This window comes from Pseudomonas sp. KH_040 (assembly GCF_057839305.1).
Genome location: NZ_CM174487.1, coordinates 5,248,317 through 5,263,786, shown reverse-complemented (window position 1 = coordinate 5,263,786; position 15,470 = coordinate 5,248,317). Strand labels below are relative to the sequence as shown.

Sequence of the window (15,470 nt, the reverse complement as noted above, 5' to 3'; positions counted from 1 at the left end):
GTGCGTCCTCATGGCCTCAGGCTGCCCGCTTCACAGCCTTTTCCGCTGCGTAGACTCGATATCTGGCGAGTACGGCTTTGGTTTGGTCTACGCTGCGCAGTGCACTTTCTGTTGAAAGCCTGATTGCCGAGAGTTCAATCATCCTTGAATTCGAAGCGGCGACCCGTCCTTGTCCAAGGTCTCTCAGGTAATCTATAGAGTTCGTATATACCTGCTCGACCCCCAGTTCGTTGAACGCGACATTAATGGCCTCTGATGAACGGACAATGCCCTCGCGCAGGCTGTCGAGCATTGAGTCATACACATCTAATTCGAATTTGCTCAGTAGTTGCTCGGCTTTGGTCGTGTCCTTCGATAGTTGGAAAAGCTCAGCGAGTTCTGAGACTCCGGGAATCAGGGCTCCGCCAACCGAATCACGTCCAAGACTGAACAATGCTCTAATATTTTCAGATCTTTCCTGCCAGGTCGTTGGCGCTACAGAGTATCTATCCAAGGGGCTGGCGGACTTTCCAGAGCTTTGATCGTGTAGTAATTGCACATCCAGATCCGAGTGTCGCGGAAGAATAGATGCGTTCAGTTGTGATGTGATGTTTGAGTAGGCCCTACTCGCGTAGTCGGCGGTCTCGTTGCCTACGGTCAAGCCTTGTAGTTCTCCTGGCATATTTGATGGAAGCATACCGGTCGTACCATAACCGCTGAAGAAACCTACAGTCGCTCGTCCTGCAAGATAGATGAAGTTTTTTATAAGTTTTATTCGAAAGGTTTTAGGAGAGGTCAAGTCCGCCAACGTACTCTGTACTTCACTCATTCCGCCTGGAATATGAGCAAGAAATTTCGACTCTTCGGCGATAACATCTTTGAGCTGCGATGGTGTTCTTGTCGTACCACCAGTATCGATGTAGCTCATTGGATTGTTGCCTACAAATCCATAGAGATTCAGCCCGTCCACATCCCCCGCCGGGTCCGCACTGATCCAGCGCTGCAACCACGGCGCGTAGTAGCGCTCGCCGTAGTAGTACAAGCCACTGACATCCATCTCCTTGCCCGAATAACGGATGAATTTGTAGCGCACTTCCACTTCGTGTCGTGCGGCCATCCACGCCGTTTCGCCGAAGGGGTAATAACCTTCCTCGCTGATCACGTCGGCCTGTTGATCGATCTCCATGACGCAGGAACCGAGGTGATCTTCGAGGGTGTAGCGCAGTTGATTGTTTTCGATGCCGCCGGGGCGTCCGCTGACCCAGTGCAGACAACGCGCATTACCGAGGGTGATGACGTGCAGCTCTTCGCCGTTGTCTTTGCTGCGGATTTCCAGGCCGGGCAGGTAACGCACCTGATGAAAGTGGCGGGTCGTGTCGGTGAACCATTCATGGCATTTGAAGACGCGCTGGCCCTGGCTGTAATGGTAATGCTCGGCGTCGCTGTTGCTGTTTTTTCGAGTCACCAGCGGCACGCTTTCCAGCTCGTCGCGCGCGTTCCATTGCAACGTCGACCCTTGCTTGAGCTCCAGCTGATTGCCGTGGCGATCAAACAACGTGTCAAAGTCCGGCAGATCGTCGCCGGTTTTCCAGCGCACGCCGCGGTTGCTGTTCGGGTCGATGCACATTTGTCGAGTAAAGCTATTACCGTCTCGTACGTGACACAGTTCGATCAGATTACCGCCGTTGTCGTATTGATAGGTCTGGGTGTAATTGAGTCGATTGTTCGGATCGCCCGGTTGCGGCAGGCCGGGAATGTCCGGTGGAGGGGCGTCGTCGTAGCCGGTGGCGCTGGTCAGTCGATAAAGCGAGTCGTAGGTGAAATCGCGGTGGCCGTCGATCAACTGGTTGGCGAAGTAGCGTGGCTGAAAGGCGTGGTCTTCGATGCGAGTGATATTGCCGACACGGTCGTAGAAGTATTCGACGTTTTGCAGGACGCCCCCGCCGTCCTTGCGACTTGATTGAGTGTGCAAACGAGCGTCCGCCGGGTCGTAGGTCCACTGACTGCGCACCTGATTGCCGGCCAGTTGCTCGATGATCTGGTCGTTGGCGTTGTACTGCGTATCCAGCAGCACCGCTTGCCAGTCCGGCGTGCCGCTGATCCACAGATCCGCTCGCTTGAGGTGCCCGGCCAGACCGTAACAAGAGCGGCGCCGATGGCCGCCGGCGTCGGTCTGTTCCAGCACTGCGCCCATCGGGCTGAACACCGAGTGGCTGGTGAACGCTGCCTCATCCTGGAAGGTGCGCGTCTCGCTCAGCGGCTGGCCACTGAGGGCAAAACTGTCGGTGCGCAGCGAACTCGAGCGATCTTTCTGCTCCCGCAACTGGCCACGCTGGTTGTGCCTCGCATCGGCCGAGGCGTCGGAATAGGTGAACACATCGACATTGACCTCGCCATTTTCCTCGACCGCGATCACTCGTAATTGCTTGTCGAACGTCGTGCGCCAATGGCTGCCGCGCTCGTCCCAACGCTCCAAAGGCTCACCGGCCCGCCCGGGCAGGGTCAGGCGCCAACCGGCGTCGACGCTGTCGGATTTCAACACCGTACCGTCCAGACTGTAGACCGTGGTCAGGGCAGGTGCCGACAGGCGTGGGTCCCACTGCTCGATCAGACGTTCGGCGTGGTCATGTTGCTGGTGGCTGACAAGGGCAGCAGGTGTGTCATCGGCCACGTTACGCAGGTAAGCAACTTGCCGTACCGGCAGGCCCCGGGCATCGCTCACCGCCAGCGCGGGTGTACGCCGGTGCACATTGGCAGTCATGACCGCGATGCCTTGGCTGGCGGGGACGGCTCGGCGGTGTCATTGAAGTCTTCGCTAGTGTGAAACCAGGGGTGGTACGTTTCTCGAGAGCAATCGCCCTTGGCGTTGACCACTTTGATCTGTCGGCCAAGGGCGTCATAGAACACCTGATCGAAGAAGCCCATTTCGCGCAGCGACTGATCGTTGACGTAACCGTGGGTATCGGCGAAAAACGGCCGAAACTGACGGACCGGCAACCCCTTGTTGTTGTATTCGACCCGCTCGCTGATGCGCCAGCGCGAGTCAGTATCGACCTCTTTGAACTGGCCATCTTCGACGATCAATGAACCGTCGTCGCCCACGGCATATGCCTTGCCCGGATCGACCCGTTGCTGGGTTTGCAGAGCCCTGCCAAAGCCGTCGACACAGGCTTTGACGATCTGGACCTGCCTTAACGGATCATCGGGGTAGCGGTCGGCACTGAGGATCACGCTGTGCACCGGTTCTCGGCGCACCGCACCGATCGCCTGGTGCAATGCCCGCTCTTCAGGCGTCAAGGCTCCCTGGCGCCGGGCGAGTTTTTGCCGCGCACTGGCCCTGATGTGGCCGCTGGGCAGGAGATAGCCTTGGGCAATCCATGCGCTGGCGCCGTTGGCGATCTGCCCCATCCAGCTGAACAGATCCTTGCGCAGGGTACTGGCGGCTTTTTGCACGGCGGCGGGCGGATCGGCAATCGCCGTAGCCGGGCGCCGATCCTGCGGAGGCAAGTAGTCGCTCAGCGGGTTAAAACCCGCAGCCTTGTCGTTTTCGGTGCCGTAAAAACTGCTGGCCAAGGGCTGGCCGGAAGGTTCATGGAGCGCTTCGTGAGTGTTGTCGTTGGCATCGATGATGCGCAGCGGTTGCAGCGCGTGGTAGTCGTATTCAATGCGCGTGGTGCAGCCATCCGGCAGTTCCACGAGGATCACGGCCAGCGCATGAGCGTCATATTCGGCTCGGGTGTGGCCATGGCTGAGGGTTTCGCGATAGCGCAGTACCTTGTAGAAACCGTCGAGGCTGGCGTATTCGGCGTAGCCGAAATTTGCCGACCACAGGTCATGCTCCGTGCTGCCCAAGGGATTTACCCAGAACAGAAACGGCATGGGCAGATAGCCAATCTTCTCCAGTTCGTCACGCACATTGAAGGGCGCAGGCAACACGCTGTAAGCATCCAGCGCAGTCTTGTCCAGTTGTGCCAATTCCAGTGGACCGGCCAGGGCCTCGAATCCGGCAACGCCGTCGTCCAGCAGTTGGCCATCGGTGCTCAAGTAGCGCTGTACAGATTGCGTGATCAGCATCCGTTCAGCGTTCCAGTGCGCCGAATCCTCATGTTTCTTCAGGCACTCATAGGACACTTGCTCAGGCGTAAGCCCGGTGGGCAGTGTGCCTTTGGACAAGACCAGCGCATTGCCACGCTGCTGATAGGGCAAGCCGAGGCGCCAACGCAGCAGGTCTCTGATCAGATCGATAAACGTTGCACGGCTTTCATTCAGGTAAAACGACTGTTGCGCCAGGTCATGGGCGTCGCGCCACCATCGCTGTTCATCAGGATCCTTGAACGGTGGCGTATCCTTTTCTGTGAGTCGCCGGCCGTAGCTCACTGTGATGGAATGCGTCGGCTGACCGTGGACGTTGTGGCGCAGGGTCACCTCATTGCGACAGCGTGGATCATCGATAAAACCGTCGTACTGGTAACTGATCTTCTCCACCACAAGGGGCAGCAGAACGGCGGCAGCATAAGGACCTTGCTCGCGCACTTCACGTACCAGGTAACGCAGCTCCTCGACGGTATAAAGCGTCGCAGTTTCGCCGCTGTCCACAGCGGTATCGGCATAGGTCTCGATGCGTGTGACGGCGCCGACCAGCGCCCGGGAGATCTGATACCGGGCGTCGTCATCGTGCGCAGGAATGATTTCATCGACATCGTCTTGTGAGTGATATCGACTGAACAGGGTGTTGCCCAGGGCTACCGCGTGTACATCCCGATTGAAGTAGTCGTCGCGCGGTCGATCCATTGATTGCCCGGTATGAAACCAGGTGCAGACCCGCATCGGTTCGCTGAATCCGGTGCCCTCAGCGCCGGTGGCGCTCTCACTGTCGGTTTGTTGCAGCAGGCCGAAACCACGGAACTCGCGCTCACGGCTGTCGTAGAAGCCTTCGCGCCAAGTGAAAGTCTGCGTCAGAACGTTGCCGGTGATTTCATCCAGTTGCTGCTGTTTATGGACCACCGCCACCGGGAACGGCAGGTGGCACGCCGGAAAACGTCTAAGGGTGGGCATATGGCGTTTTTCATCCAGCCATTCCTGCGCCGAGCTGCGGTAGACCACGCTGGCACTGCAACCCATGTTGTTGTTACTGCTGGTCAGCAGATACGGCTTGGCCGAGACGAAATCGTAGCGCCAGTGCTGCGGTTGCATGTGCGTCACCGTCAGGATCAGGCTGGCGCAGCCCAGGCCTTGCAGATCGGCGAAGCTCACTTGACTGAGCCGGTCGTAGCGCACGCCGTCCGGCCACGGTACGTTGATCGGTGTTTGCTCCAGACCATTGCCGCCGCGATTCAGGTAGATCTCGAAGAACTCCGATTGCAGGTAAATCAGCGACGCGGCACCGGAGCCGTCCAGGTCAGCAAGGCGCACGCGGGACGAGTCGAACGTTTCGTATCTGAAAGGCAATTCGCCGATTTTGCGACCTCTGCCAAACCGGCCGTGACCCAGGTTCGGCCAGCAGCGAATTTCGTCGTGACGTATCCGGCACAGCTCGGGCATGTCGCTGCCCAGCAGGTTGCCCAACAGCACCAGTTCCGTGCGGGAGTTGCTAAACAGTGGCAAGCGGTCGTCGTCGGGCTCGTGCGGCACCTCTTCAGGCGCGGCGAAGCCTTGTTCGCGCTGGTTGGCGTACAGCCGCACGGAGTGCGGCCCGATCAACGCCAGGCTACTCAAACCGTCGCCGATCAAGTCACCAAGCGTCGAGAGGGTGTTGAAAAACTCCGGCGGGAATCTGCCGAAAGGGACGAAGTCGGCAAACGTGCGTTGTTCTGTCAGGGTGCGAAAACCACTGATGCCCGGTTGTGCGGTGACCCAGTCGAGCCGACCGTCACCCGTCAGGTCGGTCAGCAGTTGCTGGACCGGACGGTTGCGATCAGCGACCGGAATCTTGTCCAGCGCGAGCCAGGGCGCATAGTCGATTTCATCGGGGCCTTTCGTCGCGCGGCGTGGTTCGCGGTAGTACCAACTCTGGTCATAGCGGCAGAGAAAACCCGGCACGCCTTCGCCATAAAGATCGACGCACTGGTAAAAACCACCGTCCTCGATACCCGGCTGAACATCGAATTCGAGGAAGCGCGCCGGGGTTTTATTGATGTCGAAAGGGGCGTAGTCGAACTCGACCGGTGGTGTGTTTTCGACTACGCCGCTGGCATCGAATGCCTGATAGTGCGCCGCGCTGATCTGGCTGTAGGCCCACTGCGCGATATTTTGCGGTTGTTGATATTCCAGTAACAGGCGGCGCACCAGTTTCGGTTGCTCAGTCGATTGCCCGGGAAAGTGATGAAACAGCAACGCCTGCTGGCAGAGTCTGCGAGTGCCCAGTTCAAAACCCTGACCGTGGGTTGAAAAACGATCAGGACGGACTGTCCAGGGTTTGAGGGAGTCACCGTCATATACCGGGATATCGGTCAGTGACGTGCTGCGCTCGCCGTAATCGAACAGCAGATGAAAGTGCCAATCCAGTTCGGCCGGATTATCCGTTGTCCAACTGTACAAATCGCTGCTGGCCGTGAAGTTGCCGTAACACACGCGGCGCAGATAACGCTGGGCGCGGTAGTCATGCAGCGGGTCGGGATCCTGATCATCGGCCTTGTATTCGAAGCAGATGTGTTCGCCGCGCGCGTTCATGCTTTCGCACAGCAGCCATGTGGCGATGTGTCCAGGGGCGTGCGGGTCGGCAACTCGTGTGGCTTCGGTTTTGCCGTAAAGGTGCAGCGAGCCGTCAGCGCCGTGTATCAGCCAGAATACCGGTGGATCGGCTTCCCCGGTTTGCCGCTGCCAGCGCTCGCGCAGGGCGAAATCGCTTTCCACTCGAGGCCAGTAGCGCACGACTCTGTGCGGGCCGATGTCGACGCTGTTGTAGGTGCTTTCCTCACGGAATTTGAGTTCACCGTTTTCATCCAGCTCCGGCATCCACACTTCGCCATCGACCCCGATGATCTCGTCGTGGTCGGAGTAACGCGGCACGCCTTTGTTGGTTCTGCGATTGATCTGACCGACGCCACCCAAATGCCAGGACAGGCCGAACGGACCATTGCCGCTTTGGCTGCTGTAATTCAGCGAAAACTGCGGATCCCAGCCCCGCCCGGCAGACGTCGGAATCGGCAATTCGAACGACGCCGCCCCGGTCGGCCCCACTGCGCCCCAGCTTTTGCCGATGGTAGCGATCGATGCGCTTTTGGCGATGGAAGGGGTGGTGATGCTCAGCTCTTGTTGATCAGGCATGGTCGAATCCATTGCGCGCGCGAGGGGCGTGAATGGACTGACGCTAACAAGAACAGCGCATAAATGAACCTGTCAGATCTGACAGGTGCGCAAGATCATTTTGTGTGCTTCGGCAGGTTTTTTATCGCGATTGGTTTGCACATATAAAAACGGCCGGGTCACCCCTGAGGATGAACCGGCCGTTTTCATGCAGGCGAAGGGCTTACTGCACTTCTACCGCCAGGCTTTCGCTGATCTTCTGTTGCCAGATCGCAGGGCCGGTGATGTGCACCGACTCACCTTTGCTGTCCACCGCAACGGTGACCGGCATGTCCTTGACCTCGAACTCGTAGATCGCTTCCATGCCCAGTTCGGCAAAGGCCAGCACTTTCGACTTCTTGATCGCCTGAGCGACCAGGTAGGCAGCGCCGCCGACAGCCATCAGGTACACGGCTTTGTTGTCCTTGATCGCTTCGATCGCGGTCGGGCCGCGCTCGGATTTGCCGATCATGCCCAACAGGCCGGTCTGCTCGAGGATCTGCCGGGTGAACTTGTCCATTCGCGTCGCGGTGGTCGGGCCCGCCGGGCCAACCACTTCGTCACCGACCGGATCAACCGGGCCGACGTAGTAGATGAAGCGACCTTTGAGGTCCACCGGCAGGGTTTCACCCTTGTTGAGCATCTCGACCATGCGCTTGTGCGCGGCGTCGCGACCGGTGAGCATTTTGCCGTTGAGCAGGACGGTTTCGCCCGGCTTCCAGCTCTGCACGTCTTCCGGGGTCAGGGTGTCGAGGTTGACGCGACGGGCCGACGGGCCGGCTTCCCAGACGATTTCCGGGTAGGCGTCCAGCGGTGGCGCTTCCAGCGAGGCTGGACCGGAACCGTCGAGTACAAAGTGCGCGTGACGGGTGGCCGCGCAGTTCGGGATCATGCACACCGGCAGCGAAGCGGCGTGAGTCGGGTAGTCCATGATCTTCACGTCGAGCACGGTGGTCAGGCCACCGAGGCCCTGGGCGCCGATGCCCAACTGGTTGACCTTCTCGAACAGCTCCAGACGCATTTCTTCGATGCGGTTCTGTGGGCCACGGGCCTTGAGTTCGTGGATGTCGATGGATTCCATCAACACTTCTTTGGCCATGACGGCAGCTTTCTCGGCGGTGCCGCCGATGCCAATGCCGAGCATGCCCGGTGGGCACCAGCCGGCGCCCATGGTCGGAACGGTCTTGAGTACCCAGTCAACGATCGAGTCGGACGGGTTGAGCATGGCCATTTTCGACTTGTTCTCGGAACCGCCACCCTTGGCCGCCACGTCCACTTCCACGGTGTTGCCCGGGACGATGGAGTAGTGGATGACCGCTGGGGTGTTGTCCTTGGTATTTTTCCGAGCGCCCGCCGGGTCGGCGAGGATCGAGGCACGCAGGACGTTTTCCGGCAGGTTGTAGGCGCGACGTACGCCTTCGTTGATCATGTCGTCCAGGCCCATGGTGGCGCCATCCCAACGTACGTCCATGCCGACGCGCACGAACACGGTAACGATACCGGTGTCCTGGCAGATCGGGCGATGGCCGGTGGCGCACATGCGCGAGTTGATCAGGATCTGCGCCATCGAGTCACGGGCCGCTGGCGATTCTTCGCGCAGGTAGGCTTCGTGCATCGCCTGGATGAAATCCACGGGGTGGTAATAGGAAATGAACTGCAGGGCGTCGGCAACGCTCTGAATCAGGTCGTCTTGCTTGATCACGGTCATGAGTCGCGCTCCTCTAAAAGACGGGAACATTCAATAAGGTGCCTGCGGCTTGGGTGCATCGGTCGGTCGCAAGCACCTTTCAAGGCACGCCGGGGCTGCTGGCGCGACGCTAAAAAGGCGCGGCAGTATACCGCGCCTCGGTGGGGCGTACACGCGCCGGCAGTCATTCGTTGGTCGCATGGGTGGGCGAATATCGGACAGCGGGTTTGCACGTCAAGATTTACCCCCTCACCCCAGCCCTCTCCCCCAGGGGGGCGAGGGGGAAAGGGAGCCGATCTTGATGCTGTTCAAACCTGAGCTCGACTCAGGAAAGGGGTCGATGTGCATGCTGTTCAAATCTGGTTTCGACTGAGGAAAGGGGAGCGATGTTCATGTTGTTCAAACCTGAGTTCGGCTCGGTATTCCAGGTCGGCGTATCGCCAACAACCGACTCGGTCAGTCCCCTCTCCCTCTGGGAGAGGGCTAGGGAGAGGGGCTTTTGGCGGTATACGCAGGCCACACTTTTGACGTCAAATTTCGAGCCCGAAAATCGGTGGTCATTTATCGACTACGCCTCTAAAGTGGCAGCCGGTCTGTAGAGTAGGACACTCGGTCAGCCTCTTATCGCACGGTGAGTCAACGATTGACCCATAACGCCATTCAACGTCTTTTGCTCAAACGCTTTGCCCTCGCTGCGGCCACCTATGGATTGGCTTTGCTGCTGCTGTGGCTGTCGTTTTTCACGGGTCATTACGAGCAGTCCCTGACTTCTGTGGCCGTCGGCAGTGCGCTGGTGGTGATCAGCCAGTCGGTGCTGTTCGCACTGTTCTGGAGCGGGCGCAATCTGCGCTTTGCCGATCCCAGCCTGACCGAAGCACAGGTGCTGATCGGTCTCGGCTGGCAGACCTGGCTGATCGCCCATCTGGATGAAGCCCGCGGCGCCTTTCTGGTGTTCTACGTGTTGATCCTGCTGTTCGGCCTGTTCCACCTCAGTCGACGGGCGTTCATACGCTGTGCCCTGCTGGTGTTCTTCAGTTTCTGTGCCATCACGCTGTGGGACGGCTACTACTTCCGCTTGCGCGAGCCGGCGCTTGCCGCCTTGCAGGTGTGCATTCTGGCGATGGTGCTGGCGTGGCTGGTGCTTTACGCGCGCTTCGTCCAGGTTTCGCGACAACGCCAGCGCCAGCGCCGGTTTGCCTTGCAGGCGCATCAGGACACCCTGCGCGGGATGATGCGTCAGCTGGAAGATCTGGTCGCCACCGATGAACTGACCGGGCTGTTCAATCGTCGGCATTTTCTGCGCCTGGCCTCGCGAGAGCTCAATGCCATGGACGACGATGTCGTGCATGGCCTGGCGTTGATCGACCTCGACCACTTCAAACGCATTAACGACCTGCACGGTCATGCGGCGGGCGATCAGGTGTTGCAGGCCTTCGCCGGCGTTGCTCAAGCATGCCTGCGCGACGGCGATGTGCTGGCGCGTTATGGTGGTGAGGAATTCGTTGTGTTGTTGCCCGATTGCGATGCCGAACGGCTGACCGCGTGTTGCGAGCGTCTGCGTATCGCCTTCACCGACGTTGAACTGGTCGGCCTGAATGTGCGCAACCTCAGCCTGTCGGCCGGCATGACGCTGTTGACGTTGGGCGATGATCTGGACGACGCCTTGCAGCGCGCCGATCAGGCCTTGTATCGGGCCAAGCGTGACGGGCGCAATCGTTGTGCGGCCGCGTGGGAGAACGTCGATGCCTGAACTTCGCGTCGGTGAACGACAATGGTCAGTGGCCGCGGGCAGCAATCTGCTCGATGCACTCAATCAGCATGGCGTCGCGGTGCCTTACAGCTGCCGCGCCGGCAGTTGCCATGCCTGTCTGGTGCAATGCGTGCAAGGCCTGCCGGCTGACAATCGGCCGGACGCCTTGAGCGCCGAGCAGCGTCAGGAGGGCTGGCGCCTGGCGTGTCAGTGTCAGGTCGTCGAAGATTTGCAGGTGCATACGTTCGACCCGATCACCGACGGTCGCCCGGCAGTGGTCGAAGCGCTGGACTGGCTCAGCGACAGCGTCCTGCGTTTGCGCCTGACCCCGCAGCGGCCGTTGCGCTACAGCGCCGGGCAACATCTGGTGCTGTGGATCAATCACATCGCGCGGCCGTATTCGCTGGCAAGCCTGCCGGAAGAAGACCGCTTTCTCGAATTCCATCTCGATTGCCGCCAGCCCGGTGAATTCAGTGATGCCGCACGGCGCTTGCAGATCGGCGACCCGATCCGCCTTGGCGAACTGCGTGGCGGCGCCTTGCATTACGACCCGGACTGGCACAACCGGCCGCTGTGGCTGCTGGCCGCCGGCACCGGTTTAGGCCCGCTGTTCGGCGTGCTGCGTGAAGCCTTGCGTCAGGATCACCAAGGCGCGATCCGCGTCATTCACGTTGCCCATGATGCGGGCGAGCATTATCTGGACAAACCCCTTGCAGCGCTGGCTGCACAGCGGGAAAACCTCAGCGTCGAGTTGTGGACAGCGGCCGAGTCAGCCGCCGCTTTGGCGCAACTGCGCCTTGTTTCCCGACAAACCCTGGCCTTAGTCTGCGGCTCGACGGCCAGTGTCGATGCCTTCGCCCGACGTCTGTACCTGGCCGGATTGCCGCGCAACCAACTGCTGGCCGACGTATTTTTGAGCCGTGGTTGAGCGCTGAATTTCAGACGCGAGACACGCCATGACTGATGCCATCCTGCTGGAACGCGAACGCGGTTTGCTGACCCTGCGCCTCAACCGCCCGGACAAGAAAAACGCCCTGACCCGCGCCATGTACAGCCGTCTCGCCGAGGCGCTGAAGCAGGCCGATGGCGACCCTGAAATCAACGCCGTGCTGATCACCGGCAGTGCCGAGTGCTTCACCGCCGGTAACGACATCGCCGACTTTGTCCAGCAACCGCCGAGCGACCTCGACAGTCCGGTGTTTCACTTCATGCTCAATTTGCTCGAATGCCGTAAACCGGTGATAGCGGCTGTGGCCGGCGCGGCGGTGGGCATCGGCACCACGCTGTTATTGCATTGCGATTTGGTCTACGTCAGCCGCGATGCGCGGTTGCGCATGCCGTTCGTCAATCTTGGATTGTGTCCGGAATTCGGCTCCAGCCTGATTCTGCCGCGTCTGCTCGGCCAGGCCAAAGCAGCAGAGCTTTTGTTATTGGGCGAAGGCTTTACCGGTGAACAGGCAGCGGCGTGGGGCATTGCCACCGAAGCATTGGGCAGTGGCGATGCGGCGTTGCGCAAGGCACGGGAGGTGGCGTTGCGTTTCGACGAACTGCCGGCTGAGGCGGTGCGTATCAGCAAGCAATTGATGAAGGCGCCGGATCGCGAGTTGATTCGTAAGGTGATCGAGGAGGAGGGCGCATTGTTCACTCAAAGACTGCGCTCGCCGGAAGCGTTGGCGGCGTTGACCGGATTTATCAAACGACATTGAAAAGCCAGCCCTCACTCAGAGGGAGAGGGAGCCGACCGAGGTGTAATGCGTTATACATCGACTTGAAAGAACCGGTCGGATTCAGCGCAGAGATAACAGGTCGGTGCAATTCTGCAATATCCCTCAATCGGTTCCTTCTCCCTCTGGGAGAGGGCTAGGGTGAGGGGCTTTCGATTCAACGCAGACAACAAAAAGCCCCGGCACTCACATGCCGGGGCTTTGGTTTTTCAGCGTGTCACTCAGACCTGCGGGTCGCCCACGTGCAGGATCTTCATGCCGTTGGTGCCGCCGGTGGTGTGGTAGCTGTCGCCTTTGGTCAGGATGACCCAGTCGCCTTTTTCCACAACGCCGCGCTTGACCAACTCGTCGATCGCCTTTTGGCTGACTTCGTGCGGTTCCAGCGAAGCCGGGTCGAACGGTACGGTATACACGCCACGGAACATCGCTGCGCGCGCCTGTGTTTCACGGTGCGGCGAGAACGCATAGATCGGCACCGAAGAGCGGATACGCGACATGATCAGCGGGGTGTAGCCACTTTCGGTCAGCGCGATGATCGCTTTGACGCCCGGGAAGTGGTTGGCGGTGTACATGGTCGCCAGTGCGATGCTTTCGTCGCAGCGGGTGAATTCCTTGCCGATGCGGTGGCTGGAGGTTTTACCGGTCGGATGCTTTTCAGCGCCGACGCAGATGCGCGCCATTGCCTGCACAGCTTCCAGCGGGTACTGGCCAGCGGCGGATTCGGCCGAGAGCATCACGGCGTCGGTGTAGTCGAGCACGGCGTTGGCCACGTCGGACACTTCGGCGCGGGTCGGCATCGGGTTCTGGATCATCGACTCCATCATCTGGGTCGCGACGATCACAGCCTTGTTGTGGCGGCGTGCGTGCAGAATGATTTTCTTCTGAATGCCCACCAGCTCGGCGTCGCCGATTTCCACACCCAAGTCACCACGGGCAACCATCACCGCGTCGGACGCCTTGATCAGGCCGTCGAGGGTTTCGTCGTCGGCCACGGCTTCGGCACGTTCGATCTTCGCCACCAGCCAGGCGGTGCCGCCGGCTTCGTCGCGCAGTTGACGGGCGTATTCCATGTCGGCAGCGTCACGCGGGAAGGACACCGCGAGGTAGTCGACTTCCATTTCAGCGGCGAGCTTGATGTCGGCCTTGTCTTTTTCCGTCAGGGCCGGTGCAGTCAGACCGCCACCGCGACGGTTGATGCCTTTGTGGTCGGACAGCGGGCCGCCGATGGTCACGGTGCAATGCAGTTCAGTGGCGGTGGCGGTATCAACGCGCATCACCACGCGGCCGTCGTCGAGCAGCAGCTCGTCGCCCACGCCGCAGTCTTTGACCAGATCCGGGTAGTCGATGCCGACCACTTGCTGGTTGCCTTCGGTCAACGGATGGCTGGTGGAGAAGGTGAACTGGTCACCGATCTTCAGCTCGATCTTTTTGTTGGCGAATTTGGCGATACGGATTTTCGGGCCTTGCAGGTCACCGAGCAGGGCGACGAAGCGACCGTGCTTGGCTGCGAGGTCACGCACCAGCTTCGCGCGAGCCTTGTGCTCGTCGGGGGTGCCGTGGGAGAAGTTCAGACGGGCAACGTCCAGACCAGCCAGAATCAGCTGTTCGAGAACTTCCGGCGAGTTACTGGCCGGGCCAAGGGTAGCGACGATTTTGGTACGACGGACGGACATGCAAAGACTCCTGAGTTCAAGCGCTAGCGAAGGCTACTATGCTCTTGGGGTGTAGTCATTGTTCGTTTGCACTACTTAATGTTTTCTTTATTGAACTCGACAACTGGCGCAAACACTTCTGAAGATTTCTCGGCAAGGGTCGATACAGAGCACAAGACAGGAGAACCCTCATGCGATTCGTACCCATTGCCGCCCTTGCCCTCAGCGTCCTCGCCGTTTCGGGCTGCACCCGTTGGTCGATGAACCATCATTTGAACAACGCCTACAGCGCCTATGACCGTGGCAATTGCGAGCAGGTCATGCTCGAACTGTCCAAGGTCGAACGCGCCAGCCGCGCCCGTCCGTACGTGTGGCCGGAAGTGTCGATGATGCGCGGCCAGTGCCTGGAACGGCAGAAAATGTTTGTCGACGCGGCGCAGACCTACCAGTTCATCATCGCCTCGTACCCGAACAGCGAATACGCCTACCGCGCCCGTGCCCGTCTGGAAACCTTGCAGAGCCTGGGCCACTACCCGACGCGCAGTGCCGCTGCCGTGGTGCGACCGACCCGTTTCTGATGACAGTTGTCATACAAAATCTGGCTGTGTGTACAAGCTGAGCTATAGTCGAATAACCCGGATTCAGCGTCAGGTTCCTGAATCCGGAGCAACACCCGCGACTGGCAGTTGTAAGGTGACGGCGACGTAGCGACCGTTACACCGGAAGCGGGGAGAGCGGCCGGCGAAACCGGCTCGTTCCGAAGCAAAGGTGCGGCTCTGTGATGGAGCCTTGCATGGCGAACTGCGCATGTTTACCGAACGGATCGAACGGCATCAGTTGCCGTATTTCCTCAGAGTGTTCAACAGCGTCACCGACAAGCCCATCGGTTTTCTCGGCAACCTCTCCGAAGACGGGCTGATGCTCATCAGTCAACTGCCCATGATGGTCGGTGTGGATTTTCAGTTACGCCTGAAAATCCCCGCCAGCGATGGCTGTCAGCAGGTAATCGACCTCACGGCGTGTTGCGTGTGGTGTCACGAAGACGCCACGCCGCTGCACTACGACGCCGGCTTCGTCCTGCAACGCGCGCCGCCGGAATTTGGGCAGCTGGTGCAGGCGTTGCAGCGCTATTTCAGTTTTCAGCCGTTGCCGGCTTCTGCCTGATTCAAACTGTCAAACGTTTCGCGCGCGTTCGTCTCACCGTCGATCTATAACGCGCAGGTATCCGTAGGAGCAGCTTTGTGCTCCGGGTCAAGGGTACTAGCCGGCAGACGGTGGTCTGCCGCTTTTGGAAGAATTACCGTTGGTCGGGACTGTCAGGTTTTACAGGTGCCCGCATTGTGAGAGCAACCGTAGTCTGAGCAATCGTCATTTTTTGGAAAATGACTGCCGAC

At 59.7% G+C, this 15,470-nt stretch carries 9 protein-coding genes; 5 read left to right on the top strand and 4 right to left on the bottom strand.

What is annotated here, in order from left to right; translation table 11 throughout:
• Positions 1–16: 16 nt before the first annotated feature.
• From AC3IUF_RS23395 to AC3IUF_RS23385, 3 genes are all read right to left on the bottom strand, one after another.
• The gene (locus tag AC3IUF_RS23395) at positions 17–2,740 is read right to left on the bottom strand and encodes an RHS repeat domain-containing protein (protein WP_489279425.1); all 2,724 of its coding nucleotides are present in this window, start codon (positions 2,738–2,740) and stop codon (positions 17–19) included.
• Complete coding sequence (locus tag AC3IUF_RS23390; RefSeq protein WP_489279424.1) at positions 2,737–7,245, bottom strand: SpvB/TcaC N-terminal domain-containing protein; 4,509 nt, start codon at positions 7,243–7,245, stop codon at positions 2,737–2,739. Before AC3IUF_RS23390 ends, AC3IUF_RS23395 begins: the two co-directional genes overlap by 4 nt.
• A 202-nt stretch (positions 7,246–7,447) precedes the next feature.
• A complete protein-coding gene (locus tag AC3IUF_RS23385; protein WP_007916251.1) occupies positions 7,448–8,971 on the bottom strand; it encodes a fumarate hydratase in 1,524 nt (507 codons plus the stop codon).
• 622 nt (positions 8,972–9,593) lie between these two features.
• Between AC3IUF_RS23385 and AC3IUF_RS23380 the strand changes: the two genes are divergently transcribed.
• The 3 genes from AC3IUF_RS23380 to AC3IUF_RS23370 are packed head-to-tail and all read left to right on the top strand — an operon-like array spanning position 9,594 to position 12,406.
• Complete coding sequence (locus tag AC3IUF_RS23380; protein WP_007916248.1) at positions 9,594–10,700, top strand: GGDEF domain-containing protein; 1,107 nt, start codon at positions 9,594–9,596, stop codon at positions 10,698–10,700.
• Complete coding sequence (locus AC3IUF_RS23375; RefSeq protein ID WP_489279421.1) at positions 10,693–11,628, top strand: iron-sulfur-binding ferredoxin reductase; 936 nt, start codon at positions 10,693–10,695, stop codon at positions 11,626–11,628. Before AC3IUF_RS23380 ends, AC3IUF_RS23375 begins: the two co-directional genes overlap by 8 nt.
• Positions 11,629–11,656: 28 nt before the next feature.
• Positions 11,657–12,406: an enoyl-CoA hydratase-related protein gene (locus tag AC3IUF_RS23370; RefSeq protein WP_007916244.1), complete on the top strand. Its 750-nt coding sequence runs from the start codon at positions 11,657–11,659 to the stop codon at positions 12,404–12,406.
• Positions 12,407–12,645: 239 nt separating this feature from the next.
• On the opposite strand, the gene pyk is transcribed toward AC3IUF_RS23370, so the two are convergent.
• Positions 12,646–14,097 (bottom strand): pyruvate kinase, encoded by a 1,452-nt coding sequence (gene pyk, locus AC3IUF_RS23365; RefSeq protein WP_007916243.1) that lies wholly within the window; start codon positions 14,095–14,097, stop codon positions 12,646–12,648.
• Positions 14,098–14,267: 170 nt separating this feature from the next.
• On the opposite strand from pyk, the gene AC3IUF_RS23360 reads away from it, so the two are divergent.
• Positions 14,268–14,654: a tetratricopeptide repeat protein gene (locus AC3IUF_RS23360; protein WP_007916242.1), complete on the top strand. Its 387-nt coding sequence runs from the start codon at positions 14,268–14,270 to the stop codon at positions 14,652–14,654.
• A gap of 229 nt (positions 14,655–14,883) precedes the next feature.
• Entirely contained in the window at positions 14,884–15,240 is a 357-nt protein-coding gene (locus AC3IUF_RS23355; protein ID WP_007916241.1) for a PilZ domain-containing protein, read from the top strand.
• The last annotated feature ends 230 nt before the right edge of the window (positions 15,241–15,470 follow it).